The 25,490-nt window shown below is 55.3% G+C and carries 23 protein-coding genes; 12 read left to right on the top strand and 11 right to left on the bottom strand.

The window, feature by feature from the left end; translation table 11 throughout:
• Positions 1-9 precede the first annotated feature (9 nt).
• A complete protein-coding gene (gene nadB / locus AUP42_RS10620; RefSeq protein ID WP_181850029.1) occupies positions 10-1,656 on the bottom strand; it encodes an L-aspartate oxidase in 1,647 nt (548 codons plus the stop codon).
• Positions 1,657-1,884: 228 nt separating this feature from the next.
• On the opposite strand from nadB, the gene AUP42_RS10615 reads away from it, so the two are divergent.
• A complete protein-coding gene (locus AUP42_RS10615; RefSeq protein ID WP_062951587.1) occupies positions 1,885-2,304 on the top strand; it encodes a GFA family protein in 420 nt (139 codons plus the stop codon).
• A 20-nt stretch (positions 2,305-2,324) separates the two neighbouring features.
• Here AUP42_RS10615 and AUP42_RS10610 read toward each other — a convergent pair whose 3' ends face one another.
• From AUP42_RS10610 to AUP42_RS10575, 8 genes are all read right to left on the bottom strand, one after another.
• Positions 2,325-3,311, bottom strand: coding sequence for an SAM-dependent methyltransferase (locus tag AUP42_RS10610; RefSeq protein WP_082824729.1), 987 nt, complete (start codon positions 3,309-3,311; stop codon positions 2,325-2,327).
• An 88-nt stretch (positions 3,312-3,399) separates the two neighbouring features.
• Positions 3,400-4,701: an esterase-like activity of phytase family protein gene (locus AUP42_RS10605; protein ID WP_062951586.1), complete on the bottom strand. Its 1,302-nt coding sequence runs from the start codon at positions 4,699-4,701 to the stop codon at positions 3,400-3,402.
• Positions 4,702-4,884: 183 nt separating this feature from the next.
• Positions 4,885-5,487, bottom strand: a complete 603-nt coding sequence (locus AUP42_RS10600) for a flavin reductase family protein (protein WP_062951585.1) — start codon at positions 5,485-5,487, stop codon at positions 4,885-4,887.
• 10 nt (positions 5,488-5,497) lie between these two features.
• A complete protein-coding gene (locus AUP42_RS10595) occupies positions 5,498-6,802 on the bottom strand; it encodes an amidohydrolase family protein (protein ID WP_062951584.1) in 1,305 nt (434 codons plus the stop codon).
• A 69-nt stretch (positions 6,803-6,871) separates the two neighbouring features.
• Positions 6,872-7,813: an ABC transporter permease gene (locus AUP42_RS10590; RefSeq protein ID WP_062951583.1), complete on the bottom strand. Its 942-nt coding sequence runs from the start codon at positions 7,811-7,813 to the stop codon at positions 6,872-6,874.
• A 12-nt stretch (positions 7,814-7,825) separates the two neighbouring features.
• Positions 7,826-8,896, bottom strand: a complete 1,071-nt coding sequence (locus AUP42_RS10585) for an ABC transporter permease (protein ID WP_062951582.1) — start codon at positions 8,894-8,896, stop codon at positions 7,826-7,828.
• Positions 8,893-10,542, bottom strand: a complete 1,650-nt coding sequence (locus AUP42_RS10580) for an ABC transporter ATP-binding protein (protein ID WP_062951581.1) — start codon at positions 10,540-10,542, stop codon at positions 8,893-8,895. Before AUP42_RS10580 ends, AUP42_RS10585 begins: the two co-directional genes overlap by 4 nt.
• Positions 10,543-10,666: 124 nt before the next feature.
• A complete protein-coding gene (locus tag AUP42_RS10575) occupies positions 10,667-11,674 on the bottom strand; it encodes a BMP family protein (protein WP_062951665.1) in 1,008 nt (335 codons plus the stop codon).
• Between the two features lie 463 nt (positions 11,675-12,137).
• On the opposite strand from AUP42_RS10575, the gene AUP42_RS10570 reads away from it, so the two are divergent.
• Together AUP42_RS10570 and AUP42_RS10565 are read left to right on the top strand one after the other, a co-directional pair.
• Positions 12,138-13,238 (top strand): site-specific DNA-methyltransferase, encoded by a 1,101-nt coding sequence (locus tag AUP42_RS10570; RefSeq protein WP_037990538.1) that lies wholly within the window; start codon positions 12,138-12,140, stop codon positions 13,236-13,238.
• A gap of 141 nt (positions 13,239-13,379) precedes the next feature.
• Positions 13,380-13,589 (top strand): hypothetical protein, encoded by a 210-nt coding sequence (locus AUP42_RS10565; protein WP_062951580.1) that lies wholly within the window; start codon positions 13,380-13,382, stop codon positions 13,587-13,589.
• An 83-nt stretch (positions 13,590-13,672) separates the two neighbouring features.
• On the opposite strand, the gene mutY is transcribed toward AUP42_RS10565, so the two are convergent.
• Positions 13,673-14,743 (bottom strand): A/G-specific adenine glycosylase, encoded by a 1,071-nt coding sequence (gene mutY, locus AUP42_RS10560; RefSeq protein ID WP_156484596.1) that lies wholly within the window; start codon positions 14,741-14,743, stop codon positions 13,673-13,675.
• An 80-nt stretch (positions 14,744-14,823) separates the two neighbouring features.
• On the opposite strand from mutY, the gene AUP42_RS10555 reads away from it, so the two are divergent.
• The 9 genes from AUP42_RS10555 to AUP42_RS10515 all read left to right on the top strand — a co-directional run bounded on the left by AUP42_RS10555 (position 14,824) and on the right by AUP42_RS10515 (position 24,243).
• Complete coding sequence (locus AUP42_RS10555; protein ID WP_062951579.1) at positions 14,824-15,447, top strand: DUF721 domain-containing protein; 624 nt, start codon at positions 14,824-14,826, stop codon at positions 15,445-15,447.
• A gap of 233 nt (positions 15,448-15,680) precedes the next feature.
• Positions 15,681-16,277: a thioredoxin domain-containing protein gene (locus AUP42_RS10550; protein WP_062951578.1), complete on the top strand. Its 597-nt coding sequence runs from the start codon at positions 15,681-15,683 to the stop codon at positions 16,275-16,277.
• Between the two features lie 72 nt (positions 16,278-16,349).
• Positions 16,350-19,883, top strand: coding sequence for a chromosome segregation protein SMC (gene smc, locus AUP42_RS10545; RefSeq protein ID WP_062951577.1), 3,534 nt, complete (start codon positions 16,350-16,352; stop codon positions 19,881-19,883).
• Between the two features lie 91 nt (positions 19,884-19,974).
• Complete coding sequence (locus AUP42_RS10540; protein ID WP_062951576.1) at positions 19,975-21,318, top strand: class I SAM-dependent methyltransferase; 1,344 nt, start codon at positions 19,975-19,977, stop codon at positions 21,316-21,318.
• A gap of 459 nt (positions 21,319-21,777) precedes the next feature.
• A complete protein-coding gene (locus tag AUP42_RS21900) occupies positions 21,778-22,131 on the top strand; it encodes an AtpZ/AtpI family protein (protein WP_062951575.1) in 354 nt (117 codons plus the stop codon).
• 33 nt (positions 22,132-22,164) lie between these two features.
• Positions 22,165-22,887, top strand: a complete 723-nt coding sequence (locus tag AUP42_RS10530; RefSeq protein WP_062951574.1) for a F0F1 ATP synthase subunit A — start codon at positions 22,165-22,167, stop codon at positions 22,885-22,887.
• Positions 22,888-22,947: 60 nt separating this feature from the next.
• The gene (locus AUP42_RS10525; protein ID WP_007089066.1) at positions 22,948-23,172 is read left to right on the top strand and encodes an ATP synthase subunit C family protein; all 225 of its coding nucleotides are present in this window, start codon (positions 22,948-22,950) and stop codon (positions 23,170-23,172) included.
• Positions 23,173-23,246: 74 nt separating this feature from the next.
• Positions 23,247-23,732 (top strand): hypothetical protein, encoded by a 486-nt coding sequence (locus AUP42_RS10520; RefSeq protein WP_062951573.1) that lies wholly within the window; start codon positions 23,247-23,249, stop codon positions 23,730-23,732.
• A gap of 4 nt (positions 23,733-23,736) precedes the next feature.
• Positions 23,737-24,243, top strand: coding sequence for a F0F1 ATP synthase subunit B (locus AUP42_RS10515; RefSeq protein WP_062951572.1), 507 nt, complete (start codon positions 23,737-23,739; stop codon positions 24,241-24,243).
• Positions 24,244-24,347: 104 nt separating this feature from the next.
• Here AUP42_RS10515 and AUP42_RS10510 read toward each other — a convergent pair whose 3' ends face one another.
• On the bottom strand, positions 24,348-25,313 hold the full coding sequence (locus AUP42_RS10510; RefSeq protein ID WP_062951571.1) for a glutathione S-transferase family protein: 966 nt from the start codon (positions 25,311-25,313) through the stop codon (positions 24,348-24,350).
• Positions 25,314-25,490 lie beyond the last annotated feature (177 nt).

Genomic DNA, 25,490 nt, shown 5'->3' with positions numbered 1-25,490 from the left:
TTTCTCCGATCAGGTTTTCCATTGGCCAGATACGACCCAGCGGCCGGCAAAGTTTTCGGGCACCAGAATGGTCTGGCGCGGGGTGGCGCTGTCATCGCGTTCCGGGTAATCGGTGGTGTAATGCAGACCGCGGCTTTCATGGCGCCACAATGCTGACTGGATGATCAGCTTGGCAACCACCGACAGGTTGCGCAATTCAAGCAGGTCATTGGTGACACGGAAATTGCCGTAATACTCGTCTATCTCTGATAACAGAAGATCAATGCGATGCTGCGCACGTTGCAGACGCTTGGTGGTGCGCACAATGCCAACAAAGTCCCACATCACGTTGCGCAACTGTTCCCAGTTATGGGCAACGATGACTTCCTCGTCGGAATCGGTAATCCCGGTTTCGTCCCAGTCCGGCAGGTCGTTGAAGCGGTCATCAACCGGAAGGGCTTCGACAATGTCGCGCGCCGCCGCCTCGCCAAATACCAGACATTCCAGAAGCGAGTTCGACGCCAGCCGGTTCGCACCGTGAAGGCCCGTTCCCGCACATTCGCCAATCGCATAAAGCCCGGTCAGATCGGTGCGCCCGCGAAGGTCGGTCAAAACCCCGCCGCAGGTATAATGCGCTGCCGGAACAACCGGTATCGGCTGTTTGGTCATGTCGATGCCATATGTCAGGCAGGTTTCATGGATGGTGGGGAAATGCTCGCGGATGAAATCCTCGCCCTTGTGCGTGATATCAAGGTACACGCAATCCGCACCCAGCCGCTTCATTTCATGGTCAATCGCGCGCGCGACAATATCACGCGGGGCCAGTTCGCCGCGTTCGTCAAACCGGTCCATGAAACGCGTACCATCGGCCAGCAGCAATTTGCCACCTTCGCCCCGAACGGCCTCGGTAATCAGGAATGATTTGGCCTGCGGATGATACAGGCAGGTCGGGTGAAACTGGCTGAATTCCATATTCATCACCCGGCAACCCGCACGCCATGCCATGGCAATGCCATCGCCTGTTGATCCGTCGGGGTTGGACGTAAACCGGTAAACCTTGCTCGCCCCCCCGGTGGCAAGCACCACGGTGCGCGCATTGAACGACCGGACCTTGCCGGTTGTAAGATCAAGCGCATAGGCACCGATGCATCGGCGGCCTTCGCCGCCCAGCTTGCGGTCTGTCACCAGATCAATCGCAAGGTAATTCTCAAAAATCTTGATGTTCGGATGTTTGACCGCCTCGCCCTGCAGGGTGGTCTGCACCGCGCGCCCGGTGGCGTCGGCGGCATGAACGATGCGGCGGTGGCTGTGCCCGCCTTCCCGTGTCAGGTGAAAGGGCTGGTCATTGCCGCCTTCCGGATCACGGGTCAACTGAATGCCAAGTTCATCAAGCCATTTGATGGCGTTGGGGGCATTGCGCGCTACAAATTCGACGGTATCGCGCTTGCACAGTCCGGCACCGGCAATCAGGGTATCTTCGACATGGCTTTCGATGCTGTCGGCGGCATCAAGAACGGCGGCAATCCCGCCCTGCGCCCAGTTGGTTGAACCATCGTCAATCTTGCCCTTCGATAGAACGGCTACCTTTACATGCGGGGCGAGTTTCAGTGCGGTGGATAAACCGGCAGCACCGCTGCCGATGACAAGCACATCATAATGGAAGGACAGATCGGTCATGATATCCCATCGCTTGTGAGGCAAGGCGACGGATGGCGTCTGGCGCGGTGGCGTCATCATCCGGGGCCCGAACAGAAGCGGCAGAATAGGACTGCTTGCGACGAAGCTCAAACATTATCGTCGCAATTTTGCCAGCAATTACATTGATATTGTAACATGTCATGCTTGCATGACATGCACCATCGCCCAGATACTGGGAAACGGAATTTGATCAGAAGGGGAAGGTAGATGAGCGCATCGATACCATCCGGGAAAGTTCATGCTGGCGGCTGCCATTGCGGCGAAGTCCGTTATGAAGTGCACGGCAAATTGCATGATACCAAGATGTGTCACTGCAAACTGTGCCGCAAACTGCATGGCCATGTCAGTTCATATGCCCGGGTGGAAAAGGATGCCCTGCATCTGATCCGCGAAGAAGGATTGCGCTGGTATCGCCTTTCCGATCAAAGCGACCGGGGCTTTTGCAAGGAATGCGGATCATCCCTGTTCTGGCGACCGGTCCGTTCGCAGGAAGTTGCGATTACACCCGGAACGCTTGATGGTGCATCGGGCATATCGACATCTGCCCAGATGTTTTGTGAGGACAAGGGCGACTATTACCCGATTGATCCGGCGATCCCCGCCTATGACGGGGATGACGAAGCCTGATTGGAGGAGTTGATGTGCAGTCAGTCCTGATCGGTCACGCCGGGGACCTTCATCCAGGTCAGTTCGTGCTTGTTGTTGTAAAGATGCACGACCTTTGATCCGGGAATGTCGGCAAACTGGGTAATTGCGGCATAATCAGTGTCACCCTGCAGCTTGATGGTGCAGATGAAATTGGTTGCCATCCCGGCATCTATCCACTGATTGACCAGCTGGAACAACCGGTCTGGATAACAGATCACATCCGAACAGAGCCAGTCGATATAACCGATTTCGTCAGGATTGAGGCCGAACGCGCTTTCCTGCCGGAAATCGACACGCGGTAATTTGGCGATCTTGGGATCAAGCCGCGCCTTGTCGATGCTGATCACATCGGTGCCAAATTCATGCAAAACCCATGTCCAGCCGCCGGGGCTGCCGCCCAGATCCATGGTGCGATCACCGGCTTGCGGTGTTACCCCAAGCCGCGTGAAGGCTTCCCATAGTTTCAGATAGGCGCGGTTGGGCGGGGTGGTCTTGTCTTCTTCAAACTCGACCTCGCCGTTTTTCCATGGGCTGGAACAATCCATCGACGCGATGATCGTATCGGGATCGATCAATGTCCATGACCCCAGTGGCGCGGTCGGGGCCGGTTCCCCAAAAACCTGCCGTTTGGCCGATACATGCGGCAGGTTGGCCTCGATCAGTTTCGCACGCGAAAAATGATCGAACTTGAACATGGCCCAGTTGCGCTGATTGAATTTCAGGATCTTGGCCGCACCCTTGATCGATGGGATCGCCATACGCACCGGGTTGCGCCAGACATTCTGCGCCCAGAAAACACGCCGTTCTGGACCGGGTGCAAACATCAGCCGGTCGTGGCTTTCGATCACGTCGCCAAGTTCGGCGCGCAACTGATCTTCAAAGCCGACAGGGGCGAGATAGCCGGTCGCATCCATCGGTTCGATGACCGCATCGATACCGTCGGGGATGTCAAAAGTCCGGGTGGTGTGTGTCTGATCGTTTTTCATGGGCCGCTTTTACGCTGATTTCGCCCAATAAAAAAGCGGGAAAGCCGCATAACAGCTTTCCCGCTTCGTCAGGTGCCGGGATTACCGATCAGAACTTGTCGGCCTGAACCAGACCGTCGATCAGAAGTACCTTGGTGGCATCACCCTTGATGCCGAAATCGTTGTCATTGATCAGGGCGAGCGCACCGTCACCCATAACCGCAAGACCTTCGATCTTGGTCGGGGCCATCGGATAATCGGCACTGTCAAAACGAAGGGTTTTAACAACTGCCTTCAGGTCAAGCTTTGACAGGTCGTTTTCCTGTTCAAGCGACGGGCTGGTCGACATGTCGTCCCAGCGCGATGCCAGAATGTTCGATGCACCATCAAGTTTGACTTCATGCAGTTTGGTGGTGCCATCGGTCCGTTCCAGAACCAGCAGGCGGTCATCGCCAAGGCCAAGGACCTCGGAAATGCGTGGAGCATTCTGTTTGTCGGACGGATCGTTGCGGAAGGTCTGCGGATCATCAAGTTGATAGATATATTCGCCTGCAAGCTCGCCCTTTACGCGGTCATAGACAAACAGACGGGTATTCTTGGCGGTTTTGTACGCATCGGCATTCGGGTTCGCCAGCGGGTTCTGCACCATGAAATACAGTTTGCTTTCATCGGGCGACACGGCCATCGATTCAATGCCGCGGTTGGTCTGGCGGGTGACAAGGATCGCCGGAAGGCCGCCGCTAACCTTATAGGCAGCACCTTCGAAGTCCTTTTCCGAGCCGGCCGGAACAATACGTTCATTAACCGTGCCATCAGCAGCGACATGCAGGATCGACGGGCCATTTTCTTCACCGATCCAGTACGAACCATCCGACAGGCGAATGATACCTTCGGCATCGATCGACGAAACCGACTGTGCCAGTTCCTTGCCATTGGCATCGACCGGCTTTTCGGTTTTGGCAACTGACAGTTTGTTGGTCAAACCGGTCAGTGGCACACCATTTTGGTCTTTCAGCGCAATGACATCCTTGACGTCAAAGCTGCCGTCATCATTCAGGAAGATGGTGTAGATCGACGGCGAATAATCCGGGGTCGGATAGACGCGAACCTTGCGGCCCTGGCAAACGACATCTTCGGAAACGCCAAGCACGTCCTGCACGTCATCGCAAACAAAGTTCGGACCGCGATCCGATACCGCATAAAACATATTGGTCGGATCACCCGGACGGCGATAGGCACCCGAACCGAAACCAACCGTCAGGTCACGTGCCTTGCCGCCATCCACCATGACAGTCGACAGATTGTTAATCGCACTTTTGGTTTCGAAAACCTTGGCCTCGCCCGCCATTGCCGTTGTCGCAAGAAGCATTGCAGCAATACCGGCAAAACCGGCTGCAATCGTCCGTTTCATGGTGTGATCCCCCACATCGTGTAATGCATACGAAGAAACGCCCGAACCCAGTTTAAGCATCGGTTCAGGCGCAAGTGATGGAGTTCACATTAGAATTTTACTGTGACAGTTTGTTTGCGATTGCGGGTCGTTTCCGTGAAACAACAGAAAGTCGTGATTTATCGTCGAAAACCGGCGGGACAGTTACCAGAAATCCTCGCGCCGGACGGTAAAGGTTTCCGCAACACTGGCATATTCGTGATAGCCCAGCCTTGCCAGTGGCTCGAACAGGGTGACATCGACCATGCCGTCACGAATGATTGCATCATCGATATGCAAGCCGACCACTGTACCGATTACCATCGCGTTTTCGCTTTGCGGGGTGGGGCCAGGCAGATCGACAATCTGGAACACCTTGCATTCCATATGGATCGGCACCCCTTTGATCCGGTGTGCGCGGACCAGTTTGCCGGGTTCCTTTTCAAGACCGGCATAATCAAATTCGTCCTGTTCCGGCGGTAACGGAGCCGAACAGAAATTGATTTCGCGCAGCATGGCACGCGGGGCGACTGCGGCAATAAACTCGCCGGTTTCACGGGCATTGTTCAGGCTGTCAATCGATCCACCGGATGCAAACATGACCATTGGCGGATTACCACAAACCGCATTGAAAAATGAATAGGGGGCCAGATTGGCGTGCCCGTGTTTATCGACCGTCGAAATCCAGCCAATCGGACGCGGCGCGACGCAGGCCTTGAACGGATCATGCGGTAGGTTATGGGGTGTTTTTCCGGGTTCGTAAAACATGATGTTTCCGCTATTCCTGTTGATCGCCCGAACGGGGAGCATAATCATCGCCGCGCAGTGTTTCTGGCCGTTCCGAAAGATGCAGGCGGGTTTGCTGCAACGGGGTCTCGGCGATGATGTTGCCACGCCGGATGACATAAAGCCGGTTGGCGCGCAGCCGGATGGCTTCTATTGTATCGCGGGCCTGCAACACGACGAAATCGGCATTGTTGCCAACCGCAATCCCGTAGCCTTCAAGGCCCATGATTTTTGCCGGTTCGGTTGTTACCGCGTCAAAACACGCCCGGATATCATCACGTGATGTCATCTGCGCCACATGAAGCCCCATCGATGCGACTTCAAGCATATCGCCCGATCCCATAGAATACCAAGGGTCCATCACGCAATCATGGCCGAATGCCACAGTAAGACCCGCCTTGCGCAATTCGGACACACGCGTCATGCCGCGGCGTTTGGGATATGTATCGTGGCGTCCCTGAAGGGTGATGTTGATCAGCGGATTGGCAATCGCGCTGACCTCAGCCTCGGTCATCAGGGCGATCAGTTTCGATACATAATAATTATCCATCGAATGCATCGATGTCAGATGCGAACCGGCGACCCGTCCCTGAAGGCCAAGGCGCTGCGTTTCATAGGCCAGCATTTCGATATGACGTGACAGCGGGTCGTCGGTTTCATCGCAATGCATATCAACCCGAAGGCCCCGGTTGGCCGCCATTTCGCAAAGTTCGGTGATGCTTTGCGCGCCGTCCGCCATGGTGCGCTCGAAATGCGGAATACCGCCAACAACATCGACACCTTTATCAAGTGCGCGAATGACATTCTGCTTTGCCGTCGGGCTGCGCAGATAACCGTCCTGCGGAAAGGCGACCAGTTGCAGATCAATATAGGGGGCGACCTGTTTTTTGACATCCAGCAACGCATCGACCGCAAGCAGACGGTCATCACAGACATCGACATGGCTTCGAATGGCAAGCAGGCCCTTGGACACTGCCAGATCGCAATAACGAAGCGCACGTTCGATCACTGCCTCTATCGTTAAAAGCGGCTTAAGCTCGCCCCAAAGTGCGATGCCTTCCAGCAGCGTACCTGACTCATTCATCCGTGGCAGGCCCAGGGACAGGGTCGCATCCATATGGAAATGGCTGTCGACGAAGGGCGGGCTGACCAGCATCCCGTCGCAATCGATTTCCTCGGCCGCCAGGATCGGCAATTGCGGCCCGATTTCGATGATCTTGCCATCCTTGCATGCGATATCAACGCCGGTACGGCCATCGGGCAGATTGGCATTTTTCAGGATCAGATCGGCTTGCATGGTGGCGTCCTTCGAAAGTGGAGCTTTTAAATCATCAGAGTCTTGGGTTGGCTGGGGCGGTGATGCAAATCAACGCTGCCCCTTGAACCATGGCACCAGCAACGCCTTGGGATAATCGGCCTTGCGCGCGACAATGATCAGGGCGGCAATCGATAACAGATAAGGCATCATCAGGAAAACCTGCGATGGCAGGAACGCGCCGACCTCGGTTTGCAGGCGGACCTGAAACGCATCAAACGCGCCAAACAGCAACGCACCCAGCAACGCCTTGCCCGGTCGCCAGCTTGCAAACACCGTCAGTGCAATACAAACCCAGCCACGACCATTGATCATGCCAAAGAAAAATGCATCAAACGCCGACATGGTCAGAAACGCACCGCCCAATGCCATCAGGCTTGATCCGGCAACCACGGCCCCGATGCGCAGCGCATAAACCGATAACCCTTGCGCCTCGACCGAGGGCGGATTATCGCCAACCGCCCGGATCGCAAGGCCAAGCGGGGTGCGATACAAAACCCAGCCGGTGACAAACACCATGACAAGCGCCAGCATCGTAAGGGCTGTTTGCGAAAAGAGTGCTGGGCCGATAAACGGCAAATCCGACAGGATTGGGATATCAAGCGGCTGGAACGGGATGATCCGCGGCGGGGACGACACATCGGGTAATGCCGTGCGATAGGTGAAATACGACAGACTGGTCGCCAGCAACGTCACCCCGATCCCAGACACATGCTGTGAAAGGCCAAGCGGCACGGTCAGGATCGCGTGGATCAGGCCGAAAAATCCCCCGGCCAGGGCGGCGACCAGAACGCCACCCCATAATCCGGCACCCAGCCAGACAGCCATCCATCCTGCCATCGCCCCGGCGGTGAAAATGCCTTCGATGCCAAGGTTAAGAACTCCGGCGCGTTCACAAATCAGCGCGCCCAGCACCCCGAAAATCAGCGGTGTTGCAATACGAAGGGCTGCGGCCCAGAAATTTGCGGTCAAAAGGATATCGATGATTTCCATGGTCTTTACCCTTTAACCCGCCGATTTCTGGCGTTCGAAATGGACCATGAACCGGGTCAGAAACCCGCCGATCAAAACGCACAGCAACGCCATTGCGACAATCAGATCGGCCAGATAACTTGAAACGCCAATCGCGCGGCTCATGGAATCTGCACCGACAAAAACCGACGCCACAAACAGTGCGGAAATGATCACGCCAATCGGTGACAGCCGGGCCAGCATGGCAACGACGATCCCGGCATAGCCATAACCCGGCGACAGATCGGTCGCGAGGTAGCCACGGGTTCCCGCCACTTCCGATACACCGGCAAGTCCGGCCAAACCACCAGACAGCATCGCGACCAGCACCATGGTTTTGGTCACCGAAATGCCGGAAAACCTGGCTGCGGCGGCATTTTCACCAACAGCGCGGATTTCAAATCCCCAGACGGTGCGCTTGACGAAAATCGCCAAAGCCACGGCACATATCAGCGCGACCAGAAGCCCCATATGCACCCGCATCCGATCGATCAGCGGCGGTAGGACGGCGCTATCAATCACCGGTTCGGACTGGGGCCACCCCATCGACATCGGGTCTTTCAGCGCACCTTCGAGCATCATCTGCACAAACAGAATGACGATGAAGTTCAGAAGCAAGGTGGTCACGACCTCGTCCACCCCCAGCCGCGTTTTCAAAAGCGTCGGCCCGATCAGCATCACTGCCCCGGCGAGAGCCCCGGCAATCAGCACCACCGGGATCATGATATAGCTTGGCCCGTCAATGACACCTGATCCGATGGCAACGGCGGCCATGGCCCCCATGTAAAGCTGCCCCTCGGCCCCGATATTCCAAAGCTTGGCCCGAAATGCGATGGCGGCTGCCAACCCGGTCAGGATCAACGGTGTCGCACGTGTCAGCATTTCCGAAATTGAAAACATCGATCCGAAAGCGCCACTAATCATCAGGCCATAGGCCTTGATGATCGGTGCCCCGGCCAAGGCAAGTGGGATCGCCGCCAGAAGAATGGCGATAATTGCCGCCATGACAGGCACGCCATAGACCATGATTGCGGGTGGATTGGTGCGGGGTTCAAACCGAATCACGCCGGGTCTCCTGATCTTGGGGCATTTTCATCGGCTTTTTCGCGGGGCTTTGTGCTGGACTCAAAATTATCAGCCCCGAAATCGATATCGCCTTTTTTCTGTCCAGCCATCATCAGGCCAAGCTCGGACCTGTCGATATCATGTGCCGCAATTGCTGCCGATACATGACCGGCATGAATCACCGCAATCTGATCGGACAGGGTCAGAAGTTCATCGAGATCCTCGGATATCAGAACCACCGCTGCCCCGCCTTCGCGTGCCTCAAGAAGCCGCCTGTGGACTTCGGATTGCGCACCAACGTCAAGTCCGCGTGATGGCTGGTTGGCGAGGATCAGTTTTGGTGATTTTTCCAGTACGCGAGCAAGGATAAGTTTTTGAATATTCCCGCCAGATAATAGGCGTGCAGGGGCATCCTGGCCCGGGCAGCGCACATCATAATCTACAATTGCATGTTCGGCCCGTTTGCGGATTGCCTCGAAATCAAGAAAGCCAAATTTCTGGTAATCGGGGGACCGGACATCTTCAATGGCGATGTTTTCCGCCACCGTCATCGATCCGACCATGCCGTCATGATGGCGGTCTTCGGGAATGCGAGCGATGCCATTCTGGGCGAACTGATGGGCATCGAATTTCGTGACTTTTTCACCAAAAATCTCGACTGAACCAATATCAGGACGATCCAGCCCTGCAATCAATTGTGCCAACGCCGCCTGCCCGTTACCCGATACCCCGGCAATGCCAAGAATTTCGCCTTCACGCGCCATAAGGTTCACCCCATGAAGGGAACGTCTGGCATCGCCACGATCAATCGTAACATCCCGAAGTCCTATGACCGGTTTGCCCGGTACGCGTTCGCTGCGTCGGCTGACCGGAACATCGCGGCCAACCATCAATTCGGCAATTGATCGCCGGTCGGCCTGATCGGTTGCCATTTCGCCAACCTTTTTGCCGCCGCGCAGAACCGCGATGCGATGGGAAACCGCCAGAACCTCGGCCAGTTTATGGGCAATGATAATGACCGAAAGCCCGGTCGCGGCAAGTTGGCGAAGGGTTGCAAAAAGGCTGTCTGCCTCCTGCGGCGTCAGAACCGCGGTCGGTTCGTCAAGCACCAGCAAACGGGCATCGCGATAAAGGGCTTTAAGGATTTCAACGCGCTGCTTTTCGCCGACGGTCAGTTTGTGAACCGGCTGATCAAGATCGACGTTAAGACCCGATCCCGCCATCAGCTTCGTCAGTTTGGCCCGTGCACCGGTGCGGTCGCGGCGCAGGCGGAAAATCGGTTCCGTACCAAGGACAATATTATCAAGGCCGCTTAGATTTTCGGCCAGCGTGAAATGCTGATGAACCATGCCGATGCCGGCATCAAGGGCCGCCTGCGGTGTGCCGGGTTCAAGCGGGGCAAGGATGCCATCCGCACCCGCGACCATCACGGTTCCCCCGTCGGCGACATAATGGCCAAACAGGATGTTCATCAGGGTGGTTTTGCCCGCACCGTTTTCGCCAAGCAGGGCAACGATTTCACCCTTGTGCACATCAAGGTCGATGGCGTCATTGGCGATCAGGGGGCCGAATTTCTTGGTGATTGCAGCCAGTTGCAGCAGCAATTGCGGGGACGTTTCCAAAGATGGGTTGGCAGCAGATGACATCCGGCTGATCCGTTAATTTTTATGTGTCACGCCTTGGCCGTATTGCGATAGCGGCGGGGGTGTTCCCCGAAAACGAAAGGCAGTCCGATGTTTAAACCGGACTGCCCGCAAAGTGGAAGAAATCTTACATGGAAGATTTCGGTTCTTCGTCATTTACGTTGACGGTAAAGCTGCCATCAAGAATTTCAGCCTGCTTGGCTTCAACTTCGGCAACGGTTCCATTGGGCAGAAGGGCGCCATCCAGAACGACGGTGCCGCCACCCGGTGCCATATAGCTGAACTTGCCGTAATCTTCGGCCTTGAATTCTCCCGCCTTGACGGCGGCAATAGCGTGATCAACGGTCGGTTCCATATGCCAGAGTGCCGAACCCAGAATGGTGCCCGGATAATCGGCTGCGGTATCAATCACGTTGCCAACCGCAAGAACACCGCGTTCCTTGGCAGCATCCGAAACGCCAAAGCGTTCGGCATACATGACGTCGGCACCCTTATCGATCATCGCAAACGCGGCTTCTTTTGCCTTGGGCGGGTCATACCAGCTATTGATGAAGGTCACGGTGAATTCGACATCCGGATTGACCGATTTGGCACCTTCCATAAAGGCATTCATCAGGCGGTTGACTTCCGGAATGGCAAAGCCCCCGACCATGCCGATCTTGTTCGATTTGGTCGCCTTGCCAGCCGCCATGCCGACGAGATAGCTTGGTTCATGGATGTAGTTGTCAAAGACCGAGAAATTGTCGCCTTCGGGGCCGAAGCTCGAACCCATCAGAAACGCGGTTTCGGGATAATCGGCGGCAACCTTCCGAGCCGCGCGTTCAACACCGAAAACTTCGCCCAGAATAAGGGCCGAGCCATTTTCGGCATATTCACGCATCACGCGTTCATAGTCGGTATTGGCGACGTTTTCGGAAAATTCATAGGTGATGTCGCCACGTTCCTGGGCCGCATTCAGCGCCTTGTGGATACGTGAAACCCATTGCTGTTCGACCGGAACGGTGTAGATCGCCGAAACCTTGATCGGGTCGGCGGCCATTGCCGGTGCGCCAAGGCCAAAAGATACCACCGCGGCTACTGCGGCCATGGCCGACAGCATTGCACGACGGGAAAGATGGAAAGTACCAGACTTCATGATGTCCCCCTGCAGGTTATTGCCAATCTTGGAAATTCTACTTTTCTGCGTATTTGATATGCAGATTGTATACATGATCAGAAGAAGGGCAAATACAGAGTTGTCCAAATGGTCAAATTGCCGTTTTCGGCTAAATTGCTGTAATCAAATTCACATCAGGATGTATTGAATTACGTGGATTTACGGATGCGTGAATTCAGAACCAGCGAATGCGCATGGCATATCGCCCACATCAATCCGGTCAGACCAGAATAAAAACATGGAGTCCGACGATAATATGCGGGGTTTTGGGCTGTTGATGTCGGGGACGAAAATCTTCCTGTTTTTGAGCCGAACCGGTTAAGATTGTCTAAACGGCTGAAATTACTTTGAAACTGTCGCGACTCCTTGAAAATTTTCGGAGTCTATTAACTTTTTGCGGTGATGCTTTCCTCAAGAAATATGGGGGAACCTAGAACGCATCATGACAAAGAAGACATCCTTACCGCTTGATCAGGTTATGGTCGGGGACTGCATCGAACTGATGAACAGCCTGCCGGAAAAGTCGGTCGATCTGATTTTTGCCGATCCGCCCTATAACCTGCAGTTGGGTGGTGATCTGCTGCGCCCTAATAATTCCAAGGTCGACGCAGTTGACGATCACTGGGACCAGTTTGACAGTTTTCGTCACTATGACGATTTCACCCGTGACTGGCTGACCGCCGCGCGCCGTGTCCTTAAGGATACCGGTGCGATCTGGGTGATCGGTTCGTATCACAACATTTATCGCGTCGGCACGGTGATGCAGGATATCGGTTACTGGATCCTGAACGACATCGTGTGGCGCAAAACCAACCCGATGCCGAATTTCCGTGGCAAACGTTTCTGCAACGCGCATGAAACCCTGCTGTGGTGTTCGAAAAACGCCGAGCAAAAGGCGATCACTTTCAATTATGAAGCGATGAAGCAGCTTAACGAGGGATTGCAGATGCGGTCCGACTGGCTGCTGCCGATCTGTTCCGGGTCCGAGCGTCTGAAGAATGAAAAGGGTAAAAAGGTCCATCCGACCCAGAAACCCGAAGCATTGTTGCAGCGTGTTCTGCTGGCGACGACCCGTCAGGGCGACGTTGTGCTTGATCCGTTCTTTGGTACCGGCACCACCGGTGCGGCCGCGCGTCGTCTTGGCCGTCATTTCATCGGGCTTGAGCGCGAAGAAGAATATGCCAAGGCCGCCAAGGAACGCATTGCCAAGGTTCAGATGCTTGATGGCGAGAGCCTCGAGATGACGGAGTCGAAGCGGTCGCTTCCGCGTATTCCGTTTGGTGCGGTCATCGAACGCGGTCTTCTGGCGCCGGGCGACAAGATTTATGACAACCGCGGCAATGTTGCAGCGCTTGTTCGTGCCGATGGCTCAATCAGTCACAAGGACAATGCCGGTTCGATCCATCAGATCGGGGCCCATGTTCAGGGCGCACAGGCTTGCAATGGTTGGACTTACTGGCACTACAAGTGTGATGGGCGTCTGGTTGTGATCGACAATCTGCGCAGTCAGCTTCGCAAGGAAATGGGACAGGTTTCCGCCTGATTTTTTGCGGAGCAGCACGCGTAAAATGATCTGATCTGGAAGGCCGGACGGTTGTGAAACCGTCCGGCCTTTTGCATTTGGGGACAATTCTTGTTATATCTTGAATATTGGAATCATCCGTAAGGATAGATGGAGAGCCCCATGCAGGTTGGCGCAACAGGTAGTGCCGCTTACGCACCGAACCCGGTCCAGATTCAGCAGGCAACAGCGCCGATCGCCGAAACTGGTGGTAACGATCTTCAGTCACCGCCGACCCAACGGGTCGATCAGGTGGCGGAAACCGACACATCGCAACAATCGGCCCCGCCCAGTAGTACGGGTCGTGGACAGGTCATTGATATCTACGCCTGACCGATTGCATACGAGTTTAAAAGGCCCGCGCCGGGATGGCAGCGGGCCTTTCTTTTTGTTCAGGTGAATCGATTGAACCCGGTTCAGCGGTACTTTAGCGCATGTCTGACGATTTTTTTCATCACCGTCGGCAGGGCAAATTCCGATAACCCATCAATTGTTGTCCAGCTGCCATCAAGCTTCGCGGCATCGCTTTCAGATATGTTGGCGGCAAGAACCGTCACATCGAGATGGAAATGGGTGAAAGTGTGCCCGACAGTGCCATCCAGTGCCGTCCAGCTGACCTTGATCGGGGCTTCGGACAGCATCACGTCGTCCGGGGCATCAATCGCACGCCAGTCACTACCGGGAACTTCGTAAAGTCCGCCCAGCAATCCTTTTTCGGGGCGTCGGCGGACAAGGATCTTCCCGTCATCGCGCCGTATCCAGAAGGCATATCCGACCCGGGTCGGTTTGGCAGGCTTTTTGCGTTTTCTCGGCAGTTCCGGGGCGATGCCCGATTTGCGGCCCTCGCAGGAGGCCTGCCACGGACAAATGCCGCATGCGGGATTACGCGGCGTGCAGATGGTTGCCCCCAAATCCATGAGTGCCTGTGCGTAGTCGCCCGGCCGGTCGGCCGGGGTCAGGGTTGCCGACTTTTCCTTGATTTCAGGTTTGACGTCGGGCAACGGGGTTTCAAGGGCAAAAAGACGGGAAATGACTCGCTCGATATTGCCATCGACCGGGCTTGAATGGCGGTTAAAGGCGATGGCTGCAACTGCGGCGGCGGTATAGGGACCGATGCCGGGCAGCTTCAGAAGGTCTTCCTCGGTATCAGGGAACCGGCCGCCATACTCATCGGCAATAACCTTGGCACATTTATGCAGGTTACGCGCACGTGCGTAATATCCCAGCCCCTGCCAGGAATGCAGAACTTCGTCGAGATCGGCATTGGCAAGATCGGTTATGGTCGGCCAGCGTTGCAGGAATGCTGCGAAATAGGGACCGACCGTAGTCACGGTGGTCTGTTGGAGCATGATTTCGCTCAGCCAGACGCGATAAGGGTCCTGTGCGTCGCCCGGTTCGGCGCGCCATGGAAGGGTGCGATGATGACCGTCGTACCAGTCCAGCATGGTCCGGCCGAGGTGATGGATTTCGTCGTTGGTGAAATGCACGGCGTTCCCGTGTTATGTTGCGGGGATGAAAACGGGTAATTACGTTTAGGTTCTTAGCAGACCCTACGAAAGAAGCGGGCGTGAGCAAGCAAAAAGATATGACCGATACGCCGACACATAGCACGCCCGATCAGCGTGCCGATATGGTCGCGGCAAAAAATGCGGTCAAAAAGAAACAGAAAATTACTCCGATGGGCAGCTCAGAACGCCGGATGGGCCTGCGTAATATCGCTGCCATGGTTGGCAATCTGACGCGCCCACTGGTGCGCAAACGAGGTTTCTTTCAGGCCGAAATTATTTTGCACTGGGCGGAAATTGTCGGTCGTGACCTTGAACAATTCACCATGCCGGTCAAATACAACCCGCCGCGGGGTGAAAATGCCGGGGGTGGGACGCTTGTGATCCGGGTGACCGGGCCGGTGGCGATTGAATTGCAGCACCGCATGCCGCAGATCATCGACCGGGTGAATACCTATTTTGGGTATCGTGCGGTGGAACGCATCAAGATGATGCAGGGTGATATTTCCCGCCCCGAACGCAAGGTCAAACGACCGGAAAACGTGCCCGAAGGCCCAATCCGCGAAACCAGCGAAGTCGATATCGCCAAAATCGAAGACCCGCATCTGCGCGAAGTGCTGACCCGACTTGGACGTCGCATTTCGGGGGATATCCATTCACGCGGGCAACCGGGACAGAAGAAATAGCCGGTGAAATTGTATTTTAAATCACGTGTAAGTCATTTGCCAATCAGGGGCCCAAAGCCTTATTCCGGTGCGGGCCGGATCGAATCATTTTCCCATAATGTGTGATCACGGAGTTGCCGTATTTCCAAACGATGTTGGCGACTCGTTGGCTCATTAGCGCTTTTGGGGGGCGTGTTGACTCCCGCGCTGCAACAGGCTTGTAATCACAAAATATTGTTTTAACGGAGGTTTCCTTGCTGAAGGCAGTTAAGTTTTTTGCGGTCGTATTCGCGTTTGCGATTGGTGTTGTCGGGGCGCAGCAGGCCAAGGCTGTGGAATATAAGGAACATGTGCTTGGTAATCCGGATGCGCCGGTGACGATCATTGAATATGCGTCGCTGACCTGCCCGCATTGCGCCGCGTTCCACAATGAAACCCTGCCGGAAATCAAGAAATCGCTGATCGATACCGGTAAGGCGAAACTGATCTTCCGCGATTATCCGCTGGATGGTGTTGCCGTGCGCGCCGCTGCTGTTGCACAGTGTGCCGGTGATGATCGTTATTTCGGTGTTCTGGGGATGCTGTTCAAATCGCAGATGACCTGGGCACGTGCATCTGACCCGATCGAAGGGATCAAACAGGTGGTCCGTTTTGCCGGTATGGATAGCGATGCGGTTGATGCCTGCATGTCGGACGAGGCCCTGATTGACGGGATCGTTGCATCGCGCATGCGCGGTGAACAGGAATTCAAGGTCAATTCAACGCCGAGCTTCGTTATCGATGGCGAAACCTTTGCCGGTTCGCGCGATCTGAAGTTCTTCGAAGATAAGGTCGAAGAACTGACCAACTGATAAATGTGATCTTGCTAGATGCCGCAAATGCGGCATCTGGCAATCAGGGGAAGGGACGGACCGGGGGCATGATTGGTCCAGTTTAAATCGCTACGGCTGACGGGGTTCAAATCCTTCGTCGATTCAACCGAATTATTGGTGGAAGACGGGCTGACAGGGGTTGTCGGCCCGAATGGTTGTGGCAAATCCAATCTTGTCGAAGCGCTGCGCTGGGTCATGGGGGAAACCTCGGCCAAGCAGATGCGCGGCTCGGACATGTCTGACGTTATTTTTGGCGGAACATCGTCCCGTCCTGCACGAAATGTTGCCGAGGTTACTGTCGTTCTGGATAATGCGGAACGTAAAGCCCCGGCAATGTTCAACGATCACGAGACACTTGAAGTCGTTCGACGCATCGAACGCAGTGGTGGCTCGAATTACAAGGTGAATGGCAAGGATGTCCGCGCGCGTGACGTCCAACTGCTGTTTGCTGATGCGGCAACCGGGGCGCGGTCAAACGCCATGGTGTCGCAGGGCAAGATCGGGGCCCTGATCGGGGCGAAGCCAAGCCAGCGCAGGCTTGTTCTGGAAGAAGCCGCCGGGATCACCGGCCTGCATTCACGCCGCCATGAGGCCGAGCTTCGGCTTAAAAATGCCGAACAGAATATGGAACGTCTTGAAGACGTTCTGGTGACACTTGATAGCCAGATCGCATCCCTGCAAAAGCAGGCCCGACAGGCCGAACGGTATCGCAAACTTTCCGAAAGTATTCGCCAGACCGAAGCATTGCTGTTCCTCATCCGCTGGACAGATGCCGACAAACGGCAGGCAGATGCCCGTGAATTGCTTGTGCTCGGTGAAAGTGCCGTGCGTGACCTGACCGGTCAGGTGACCGAGGCCACCACCATTCAGGCCCATATTGCTGCAAGCCTTCCCGAACTTCGCAAAAAGGAAAGCGATGCGGCAGCGGCCCTGCAGCGTATGCTGATCGAGCGCGAAGGGCTGGACAAGGACAAGGCCCAGATCGAAACACAGATGTCGCAGCTTCGCGCGCGCATCCAGCAGATTGATGCCGATCTTGCACGTGAAGCCGAACTGGCAAGCGACGCCGAAGGTGCCCTGAACAAGCTTAAAAATGAACGCGAAGAACTGCGCGAAGCGCAGGGCGGCGAGGATGACGAGCTTGACGAGGCAAAGGAACGCGCCGTCGAGCAGGCCGCAAGGGTCGAGACGTTGGAAGGGCAGGTTGACGAACTGACCAGCCGGGCCGCGGCCGAGGAAGCCCGACTTAAAAGCGTTCAGCAGCGGCTAAGCGAACTTTCCGCCCGCCGGTCGCGTCTGACCGAACGCTATGACGAGGCGGTTGCACGCCTTGATGATATCCGGATTGAAGCCGATTTTACCGATGCCCTTGAAGAAGCCGGTCTGGCGCTTGAGGAATGCGAGGAACTTTGCGAGCAGCGCAAGCTTGCCATCGAAGAAGCCGAGATGCGCCTTGCCGAATTGCGGGATCGTGAAGATAGCCTGAAAACAGCCGAAACCGCATCGCGCGATGCGCTTCGTGATGTTGAAAGCCGCAAGGCACGGCTTGTGGCCGAAATCGAAGCGCTTGAAAGTCTGGTCAAGGGAAATGCTGATCAGCAATTCCCGGCGGTGATCGAAAAGCTTTCGGTGACCAGCGGTCTTGAAATGGCGATGGCCGCGGCACTTGGAGAAGACCTTGACGCGCCCGATGCCGAAGATGCGCCGATGCACTGGTCGGTGGTTGACCCCGGTGCGGATGACCCGGCCCTGCCCGAGGGGGTTCAGGCGCTGGCGAAATTTGTTGAAGGTCCGGCATTGCTGAACCGCCGTCTTTGGCAGATCGGGGTTGTCGATGACGAGGCAACCGGGAACTGGCTGGCCAAAACGCTGAAAACCGGGCAACGGCTGGTGTCGCGCGACGGTGCGCTTTGGCGGTGGGATGGTTATCGTATTAAGGTTGGTGCGGAACTTCCAGCGGCAGCACGGTTGCGGCAGCGTAATAGACTTGAAGAATTGCGTCATGAGCTTGAGGAGGTCGACGAAGCGGTCGAACTTGCGGTCGAAAAGGCCGATACGGCACGTGAAAATGTCGAACGTCTTGAAGAAGATATCGAAGCCGCGCGCAATGGCGAACAGGAAGCCCACCGCGCCCTTCGCGAGGCGGAGGGATCTTTGGCCCGCGCGCGTGAGGAAATTGCCAATATCAAACGTGACGCCAGCGCCATTGAAGGTCGTCTGCAACATGCTGAAGAAGCCGAAAAGCGCGCCAAGCAGGATCTGGACGAACTGATCGCCGAGCAGGAAGAGCTTGCCGCAACGCCCGAGGAATCGAGCGAAGGCCTGATGGAAATCAAGGCAGAGTTGATTGAAAAGCGTGCCGAGCTTTCGGATGCGCGTGCCGATCAGATGGAAGCGCGAAGCCAGCTTGAACGGATGCAGCGTGACGCATCAGGCCGTCGCAAGCGCCTTGAATTTGTCGAAAGCGAAATCGCATCCTGGAATGATCGCGCATCGGGGGCGGGTGAACGTGTGGCCCAGCTTCGCGAGCGTCAGGAAGAAGCGCGGATGGAGATCGAGGAGCTTGAGCTTAAGCCCGACGAGATCGAGGAACGCCGTGCGATCCTTTCGGACCGGATCGAAATAGCCGACCAGGCGCGCAAGGATGCGGCTGATGAATTGGCACGTGCCGAAAATGCGCAGCGCGAAGCAGATCACAACCTGAAAGAAGCGGAACAGAAACTTGCCGAGGCCCGCGAAGGCCGGGTTAGGTGTGAAGCACTTCTGGAACAGGCAGAACAGCACCGCCGAGATTTGATTGAACGCATTCGCGAACGGGTTAATGCCACCCCCGATCAGCTTGTTGAACTGGCCGAAATCGACCAGACCAAGGAATTGCCTTCCGAAGACGATATCGAAGCCCGTTTGCAACGTCAGTCGCGCGAACGCGAAAACCTTGGTGCGGTCAACCTGCGCGCCGAGGTCGAACTGGCCGAGATGGAAGAACAGAAAGACACGCTGGTTTCCGAACGCGATGACCTGATTGCAGCGATTGATAAATTGCGCAACGGCATCAACCAGCTGAACCGGGAAGCGCGAAACCGTCTGAAGGCCGCATTTGACGAAGTCGACAAGCATTTCCAACAGCTGTTTGTTAGGCTGTTTGGCGGTGGTGGCGCGCATCTGATGCTGACCGACGCGGATGACCCGCTTGAAGCCGGTCTTGAGATCATGGCATCTCCGCCGGGCAAGAAATTGCAGCACCTTTCATTGCTCTCGGGGGGCGAGCAGGCATTGACCGCTGTTGCGCTTTTGTTTGCGGTGTTCCTGACCAACCCGGCCCCGATCTGCGTGCTTGACGAAGTTGATGCACCGCTTGACGACGCCAACGTGGACCGGTTCTGCAAGCTGCTTGAAGCGATTGGTCGCCACGCCAATACGCGCTTCCTTGTGATTACCCACCATCGCATGACCATGGCCCGAATGAATCGCCTGTTTGGTGTGACCATGGCGGAACGCGGCGTTTCCTCGCTGGTGTCGGTGGATCTGCGTCAGGCAGAGGTTTATTCCCAGAAAGAGCAAAAAGAGCTCGATTTCACCAACTGATCATTTTTCCCGTATTGGGGTTTCGTTAGGATCTGTCTTTAGGTTAAGAGGGAGTCTTGACGAGACACTCCAACCGGGAAAAGTGTGCAGAATGTCCAAAGAAGTCCGCGCGTTATACGAACAGTTTCCTTATCCGATGCGCGACCCGCAGGAGGAAAAGGACCGGTTGCTGATGCCGCCGATGGATACTCTTTCCCGGGTCAATCATTATGGTTTTGGTGGCCGCAAAAAGATTGATGCCGGTTTTCACGCACTTGTTGCCGGCGGGGGAACCGGAGACAGTCTTGTCTGGCTGGCGGAACAACTGCGCGATTGCGGCGGGCAGGTCACCTATCTTGAACCATCAAGTGCCAGTACGAGGGTGGCGCGTGCGCGCGTCGAGGCACGCGGTTTAACCAATGTCACCTATGTAAATGCGACGATTGGCGAGTTCGCCGCGACTGCACCGAAAAAGTTCGATTACATCAATTGTGCAGGTGTGCTGCACCACCTTGAAATGCCGGAAGAGGGGCTTGGTGATCTGGTTGCAGTCCTTGCCGATGACGGGTGCATCGGTGCGATGCTGTACGGTGAACATGGCCGCTTTGCCGTGACCGAGTGGCGCAGGATGGTTGCGCCGCTTCTGCCGGGCAAGACACTTGACGAACAGCTCGCCATGACGCGGAGCCTGCTTTCGACCCTACCCGAAGGCAACATGCTGCTTAAAATGGGTGGTGGTCCGGGCTTTATCAAAGGATTGCTTGAAAATGATCCCGAGATTGTCGATCTGCTGCTGCATCCGGTTGAATGTGCCTATGACGTGCACGGTGTTTATGACTTTGCGGCGTCAGCCGGGCTTGAAGTTGCAGCCTTTACCGGCTTTTTCGGCTTTGGCGGCACCGGCAAGGCGCATTACAGCATTGATAACCAAATTGCCGATCCGAAAATCCTGCGCGATCTGATGTCTTTGCCGCTTCGTGATCAGCAGGCATTTTGTGAACGTTACAGTGGTGCAATGCCGTTGCACGCGTTTTATCTTACGCGTCCTGACTCCAAACGTGCAGTGTCCGCAACCGCAATGCCGGACCGCGATTTATGTCCGTGGTTCTTTGCTGCCCCTTCTGAAAGCTTCTTTGACGATCTGCTCAGCAATGCGGGCAAACCGATTGTCCTTGCAGATGGTACCGGCAATGCGGTCGACCTCACAGCTGGGCCAGATCTGGCACGGCTTTTGGCGCTGTTTGATGGCAAGACGTCCTTTGAGGATATATCGGCCCGGTTGCGCGACGAAATCCTGCATAAACAGCCAATCGACATGAACCAGATAGCAGACAATACATTGGCAGCGGTCTGGGGGCTATTTCATAAGTTTGACTGGATGCTGGCATCGTCATCCGAAAGCGGCTGGCAGCAGCAGGACGGACAGCGATGCCTATCGGTCGATTTGCCGAAGTAATCGCGGATCGGTGTTTCTGTTGGTAACGATGCGAGCGGATTTGCGATGAATCGGCCAGGTAGGTGGTGCCCCTTTGTGACCGGTGTCGGGACATCATTGCGATATTGGGCCCAAACCGCGCGGTAAAAGGTTGAAATCGATAAAAAGCGATTGAATTCACACTCGTTACACAGAAGGCCAATTCTGCGGTTCAAAGGGGCAGGAACCAAGGGAAACCGCCGGTTGCGCGACGGCTTTTGGGTAAATCTCCGGTAAATGCGGGTGCGACTATCGCCTAACGTCAAATGTGAATGATCGCACATTTCGACAATAAAATTGTTACAAAACAAATGGTTAAATGCAATTGCATCCCCCCGGCAGGGCCGGGTTTTACGGCTTGACAGCCTATGGGGCGCTAAGTATGTTGCCCGCGCATTTCCTTGCGACGTTTGCAAGGCTGCCACAGCGGGGTTCACGACAATGAGCGATGATAAAGATCGCGCTTCATTAGCAGAGCTTGAAAGCAAGTTGGCGGCTGTAGCAAGCAAGCGTGAAGAAACGCACGGCCCGAACCGGGCGACCGGCAAACCATCCCAAGGGATGGCATTAGGAATGAGAATTTCGGCGGAAATGATAGCTGCGGTTCTTGTTGGACTATTGATTGGCTGGGCGCTGGATCGGGTGCTTGATACGACGCCCTGGTTGCTTGTTCTGTTTGTATTTCTCGGAGCAGGTGCCGGTGGTCTTAACGCTTATCGGGTGGCCAAAGGATTCGACAGTGCAGTCGGACTTGGGCGCGCGATGGGGGAGCGCAAGCAGGGGGACAAGGATTAGCCTTGGCCCTCAAAAGATTGAGCGAGGATTACGGTGGCTGGACCGCTAGAGCAGTTTGAAATCAAGCCCTTGGCCGAGCTTTCGGTTGCTGGCGTTGATGTTTCCTTCACCAACTCCGCACTTTGGATGGTGATCGCAGCCGTTCTCGTAACGGGCTTCATGACGCTCAGCATGCGTCGCGGGGCATTGGTACCTGGCCGTTGGCAGGGTGCCGCCGAGGTGATGTATGAATTCGTCGCCAATATGTTGAAAGATAACGTTGGAACTGCGGGTCGCAAGTACTTCCCGTTCGTTTTTACCCTGTTTATGTTTGTTCTGTTCGGGAACCTGCTTGGCATGATCCCGCACAGCTTTACGTTTACAAGCCATATCGCTGTTACCTTTGCGATGGCTCTGGTGATCTTTATCGGTGTGACCATTATTGGCTTCGTTCGCCACGGTACGCATTATTTCCGGATGTTCTTCCCGGAAGGTGCGCCGATCGCAACGGCCTTCATTCTGATCCCGATTGAAGTCATCTCCTATTTCTCTCGTCCGTTCAGCTTGGCGATCCGACTGTTTGCGAACATGACCGTCGGACACATCATGCTGAAAGTGATTGGCGGGTTCGTCGGCCTGATCGGCATCTTCGGCGTCCTTCCGTTCGCTCTTCTGACGGGGATTACGGTTCTGGAGTTCGGCATTGCTGCGCTTCAGGCTTATGTCTACACCATTCTCACCTGCATCTATCTCCATGATGCAATCCACATGCACTAATGCTAGTGGACCGGTGTGATCTCTTCTGATTGCCTTTAAGAAATTCGAAAGGGTGAAGTTATGGAACTCGATGCTGCTAAGATGATCGGTGCTGGCCTGGCTGCTATTGGCATGATTGGTGCCGGTATCGGGGTTGGTAACATCTGGTCGAGCCTGATTGCGACTGTTGGCCGTAACCCGGCTGCAAAAGGCGACGTTGAACTGTATGGCTGGATCGGCTTTGCCGTTACCGAAGCTATTGCACTGTTCGCACTCGTCGTTGCGCTGATCGTTCTGTTCGGCTAATCGGCGCCTTTTGCGCGAATACTCGGCCCGGCGAGGATACCCCTCGCCGGTGTCGTTGAATTCGGGAGTAGGCTATGCCGCAGTTTGATATTGCGACGTTCTCGGAACAGATTTTCTGGCTGTTCGTTATTTTTGGCATCCTGTATTTCCTGATGTCGAAGATCGCGCTGCCGAAGGTTGGGGAAGTTCTGGAACGCCGTCACAAAACCATTGAAGACAACCTTGGCAAGGCCCGGGCGTTGAAAGACGAAACCGATGCCGCCATCGCGAAGTACGAAGCTGCCTTGGCAGAAGCTCGTGATGCCGCACAGGCAGATATTCGTGAAGCAACGGAAAAAGCAGCTGCGGAGCATGCTGCGAAAACCGAAGCGCTGGTCAAGAAATTGTCGAAAAAGACCGCTGATGCCGAAAAAGCCATTGCCGGTGCAAAAGACGACGCGATGAAAGGTGTGGCAGAAGCCGCATCCGAAATCGCCCGTGAAGCAACCGACAAGCTTATCGGTGTCAAGGTTCAGGCCAAAACTGCCGACAAGGCTGTTTCGGCGATCGTAGGAGAGTAAGAAGATGGCAACCCCGCACGAGGTTACGTTCCTTACCGATCCCTATACCTGGACCACGCTTTCCTTCTTGCTGGTTGCCGGTTTCGGCGGCTTCAAGGCTGTTAAGGGTATTTCCGGCGCACTCGACAAGCGTGCGCAGAAAATTTCCGAGGAGCTTGATGAAGCACAGCGCCTGCGTGAAGAAGCTCAGGAGCTTCTGGCCAAATACCAGGCCAAACAGCGCGAAGCATTGAAGGAAGCGGATGAAATCCGTGCCCATGCCAAGGCGGAAGCCGACCGCATGCTGGAGAACGCCCAGGCCGAACTGAAAGCGTCGCTCAAGCGTCGTGAACAGCAGGCCATGGACCGTATTGCCAATCTCGAAACCCAGGCCATTGCCGAAGTTCGTGCCCGTGTGGCCGAAATCGCGGCACAGGCAACGCTTGCATTGGTTTCCGAAAAGGTTACCGCTGCAAAGGCAGACGAGCTTGTCGATAATGCGATCGCGGAAATCAAAGGTCGGCTGAACTAAGAATCTCCGGTTTTCCGGAACGCAAAACCCCCGCAGAACTTCTGCGGGGGTTTTTGTTTGGCGATCTGTTCGTCACGCCAGTGCTCAAACCCGGCAAGGGATACCTAAATGGCGAACTGTTTATCCCGGCCATGTGGCTGATCAAGATCAAGAACTGGTCCCTTGGGCACGATACCCGTTGGGTTGATCATCAGGTGGCTTTCGTAATAGTGCCCCTTGATGTGATCAAAGAATACGGTCTGTTGGATGCCGGGGACCTGATAAAGCTCGCGCGTATAGGCCCAAAGATTCGGGTAATCCTTCAGCATTTTCAGATTGCATTTGAAATGCCCGTGATAGACCGGATCGAAACGGATCAGGGTGGTGAATAGCCGCCAGTCGGCCTCGGTCAATCGATCACCAGCCAGATAGCGATTGGATGTCAGACGGTCTTCGAGCCAATCCAGCGTGCCAAAAAGCGTCGTTACCGCATCTTCATAGGCATCCTGTGCGGTAGCAAAGCCGGATTTGTAAACACCGTTATTCACATCGTTATAAACGCGGTCATTGATCGCATCGATTTCGGTGCGCAAATCTTCGGGATAATAATCACCTGGTTTGGCACCCAGATCATCAAAGGCGGTGTTGAGCATCCGGATGATGTCAGCAGACTCATTGCTGACAATCCGGTTGGTTTTCTTGTCCCACAGTACCGGCACCGTAACGCGCCCGGTGTACTCGGGTTTTGCTGCTGTATAAATCTGATGCATGAAACGGTGATTACCAAGATGATCGGGCAATCCTTCATCGGGGGAAAATTCCCAACCGTTTTCAAGCATGCGCCAATGTACAACCGACACCGAAATCAAATCTTCCAGTCCTTTGAGGGCGCGAAAGATCAGTGTGCGATGCGCCCACGGGCAGGCATACGAAACATATAGATGATAGCGACCGGCTTCGGCTGGAAATTCTGCGCCACTGTCTTTCGACAGCCAGTTTCGGAATGCGGAATCCTGACGCTTGAACTTGCCGCCGGTCGATTTCGTGTCGTACCAATGGTCTTTCCATTCTCCATCGACCAAAAGGCCCATAATCGTATCCTCCGGCTTTTTGTTGGTCCCGTGATATGCCGATTACGTGCGGCCGGGGTGGTTGTTCCCATCATCGTCATTTCCCCGTTGAACGCAATCAGGGGATATGACATTAATTTGTTTCCAAATAGGCAACAATTGCGCGGCAGTGATATAGCAGTGACGCAGCATGGCGGG

Origin of the sequence: Thalassospira lucentensis (assembly GCF_001613805.1) — a bacterium.
Taxonomy (GTDB): domain Bacteria; phylum Pseudomonadota; class Alphaproteobacteria; order Rhodospirillales; family Thalassospiraceae; genus Thalassospira; species Thalassospira lucentensis_A.
This window is presented reverse-complemented; position numbering and strand designations above follow the sequence as displayed.

What these genes read in the sequence shown, in the direction of transcription:
- nadB (WP_181850029.1), bottom strand. Translation starts at nt 1,656, where the DNA reads ATGACCGATCTGTCCTTCCATTATGATGTGCTTGTCATCGGCAGCGGT.
- AUP42_RS10615 (WP_062951587.1), top strand. Translation starts at nt 1,885, where the DNA reads ATGAGCGCATCGATACCATCCGGGAAAGTTCATGCTGGCGGCTGCCAT.
- AUP42_RS10610 (WP_082824729.1), bottom strand. Translation starts at nt 3,311, where the DNA reads ATGAAAAACGATCAGACACACACCACCCGGACTTTTGACATCCCCGAC.
- AUP42_RS10605 (WP_062951586.1), bottom strand. Translation starts at nt 4,701, where the DNA reads ATGAAACGGACGATTGCAGCCGGTTTTGCCGGTATTGCTGCAATGCTT.
- AUP42_RS10600 (WP_062951585.1), bottom strand. Translation starts at nt 5,487, where the DNA reads ATGTTTTACGAACCCGGAAAAACACCCCATAACCTACCGCATGATCCG.
- AUP42_RS10595 (WP_062951584.1), bottom strand. Translation starts at nt 6,802, where the DNA reads ATGCAAGCCGATCTGATCCTGAAAAATGCCAATCTGCCCGATGGCCGT.
- AUP42_RS10590 (WP_062951583.1), bottom strand. Translation starts at nt 7,813, where the DNA reads ATGGAAATCATCGATATCCTTTTGACCGCAAATTTCTGGGCCGCAGCC.
- AUP42_RS10580 (WP_062951581.1), bottom strand. Translation starts at nt 10,542, where the DNA reads ATGTCATCTGCTGCCAACCCATCTTTGGAAACGTCCCCGCAATTGCTG.
- AUP42_RS10575 (WP_062951665.1), bottom strand. Translation starts at nt 11,674, where the DNA reads ATGAAGTCTGGTACTTTCCATCTTTCCCGTCGTGCAATGCTGTCGGCC.
- AUP42_RS10570 (WP_037990538.1), top strand. Translation starts at nt 12,138, where the DNA reads ATGACAAAGAAGACATCCTTACCGCTTGATCAGGTTATGGTCGGGGAC.
- AUP42_RS10565 (WP_062951580.1), top strand. Translation starts at nt 13,380, where the DNA reads ATGCAGGTTGGCGCAACAGGTAGTGCCGCTTACGCACCGAACCCGGTC.
- AUP42_RS10540 (WP_062951576.1), top strand. Translation starts at nt 19,975, where the DNA reads ATGTCCAAAGAAGTCCGCGCGTTATACGAACAGTTTCCTTATCCGATG.
- AUP42_RS21900 (WP_062951575.1), top strand. Translation starts at nt 21,778, where the DNA reads ATGAGCGATGATAAAGATCGCGCTTCATTAGCAGAGCTTGAAAGCAAG.
- AUP42_RS10525 (WP_007089066.1), top strand. Translation starts at nt 22,948, where the DNA reads ATGGAACTCGATGCTGCTAAGATGATCGGTGCTGGCCTGGCTGCTATT.
- AUP42_RS10520 (WP_062951573.1), top strand. Translation starts at nt 23,247, where the DNA reads ATGCCGCAGTTTGATATTGCGACGTTCTCGGAACAGATTTTCTGGCTG.
- AUP42_RS10515 (WP_062951572.1), top strand. Translation starts at nt 23,737, where the DNA reads ATGGCAACCCCGCACGAGGTTACGTTCCTTACCGATCCCTATACCTGG.
- AUP42_RS10510 (WP_062951571.1), bottom strand. Translation starts at nt 25,313, where the DNA reads ATGGGCCTTTTGGTCGATGGAGAATGGAAAGACCATTGGTACGACACG.